The sequence below is a fragment of the Mesorhizobium sp. M7A.F.Ca.CA.004.06.1.1 genome (assembly GCF_003999135.1).
GTDB lineage: Bacteria > Pseudomonadota > Alphaproteobacteria > Rhizobiales > Rhizobiaceae > Mesorhizobium.
Map to the genome: position 1 here is coordinate 1 of NZ_RZPQ01000985.1, position 1,796 is coordinate 1,796.

2 protein-coding genes are annotated in these 1,796 nt (G+C 63.2%); both read right to left on the bottom strand.

What is annotated here, in order from left to right; genetic code table 11:
- Positions 1 to 680, bottom strand: a 680-nt coding sequence (locus EN906_RS32970; RefSeq protein ID WP_127375713.1) for an MFS transporter, incomplete at its 3' end; no start/stop codon positions are given.
- Positions 681 to 901: 221 nt separating this feature from the next.
- Positions 902 to 1,796, bottom strand: an 895-nt coding sequence (locus EN906_RS32975; protein WP_164777563.1) for a L,D-transpeptidase, incomplete at its 5' end; no start/stop codon positions are given.

The window sequence follows — 1,796 nt, forward strand, 5'->3', positions numbered from 1 at the left end:
GTCGCGAGCGCTGCACCACCGAGATCCAGGCTGCGTTTCTCCGTCGGCGTATCGGCAGGAACCTTGGCCAGCAGAAGCCAGATCGAGATCAAGCCCAGCGGCAGGTTGATGGCAAAGATCGCCCGCCAGATGCCGTCGCCGAAGGCCGACAGCACGAAACCGCCGAACACCGGGCCAAGTGCCGTGGTCAGCGCTGAAGCCGCCGCCCAGATCCCAATCGCGCGGCCGCGTTCTTTCTTCGGGTAGGCCTTGGCGATGATGGCGAGGCTACCGGGCACCATGATTGCCGCACCGATGCCCTGCAACGCGCGAAATGCGATCAGCACAATGGCATTCGGCGCCAGCGCACAGGCCAGCGAAGCGACGATGAACAGCGCAATGCCGGACACGAAGGCGCGGCGCAGACCGAATCGGTCGCCGGCCGCACCCCCGGCCAGGATCAGCGCCGACAGCGTCAATGCATAGGCATTGGAAATCCACTGCGCCTCGGCAAGGTTGGCGCCGAGGTTGACGCGAATCGCCGGTGTGGCGATGGCCAGGATCGAGCCGTCTATGAAGCCAAGCGCCGAGGCCAGAATTGCCGCGATCAGCACAAATCGCCGCTGCGACTGCGGACAAAACGTTCCATGCGTGACCGGGCTCGTCAGCGGGACCGCGGCAGCTTTGCTCGGTGAATGCATGAAACCTTGCTTAAACCCCTAGCGCATCGGCAACAACCGGCCAGTGGCTTGCAGTCATTGAAACCAGCCGTTTGGCCAGGGTTGCACCCTGACAGGGTGCAAATGGCACAGTCATGCCAGCCCCGTTACGTGCAGCCGGCGGGGATTTCGATGAGGCGGCCGCTTGAAAGCTCGGCTTCATCCTGATCATGCAGCTGGTCTATGCCGCCGCACTTCCCAGTTCACTGCTGCGCAAGGTTATCGGCTGAAGGTCCGCCGACAAACTCCACCGTGACACCCGGCGAAACCAGCTTGGCCAACTCCCGCGCATCCCAGTTGGTCAGGCGTACGCAGCCATGGCTTTCGGTTTTGCCGATCTTCGACGGATCCGGCGTGCCGTGGATGCCATAGGTCGGCTTGTCCAGGGCGATCCAGACCGAGCCGACGGGACCGTTCGGCCCAGGCGGAATGGTCAGGACCTTGTCGTTCTGGCCCTGCTTGAAATTGATGCTGGGATTGTAGGTGTAGTTCGGATCGAGCGCGACGCGCGACACCGTGTGAATGCCGGACGGTGACGGCGTGTCCGAAGAGCCGATGGTTGCGGGATAGGCCGCGACCAGCCTGCCGCCGGCATCATAGGCGAAAACCTCTTTCTTGTCCTTGTCGGCGACGATGCGGGCCACCGGCGTCGAAACCAGTTTGCCGAAATTGGCGACCTTGATGGTCGTGCCGGGACGATTGAAATCGAGGTCCGGGTTGAGCGCTTTGAGATAATTCTCATCCATGTGGAAGCGCTCTGCGAGCGCCTCGGTCACCGACGTATAGCCCATGCGATCGAGTTGCGCCTTCTGGCTGTAGTCTTCCGGGATCGACGCGACATAGGGACCGGCCGCATCCTCCGCTGTGATCGTGTAGTTGGCGAAGGCATCGCCGCCGGATTGCGCAAGTGCCGCCTGGATGGCGACCGCGTCGGTCGATCGCAGATTGGCGCCGGTGATCTGGTTGTAGGCAGCGAGCGCTTTGTCGACGTTCGAACCGAAACGCCCGTCGATGACGCCAGGCGAAGCGCCACCCCGGTCGAGCAGCACCTGAAGGGCGGCGACATCCTGGCGCGCTCCCAGCGACAGTGCCGGGGCA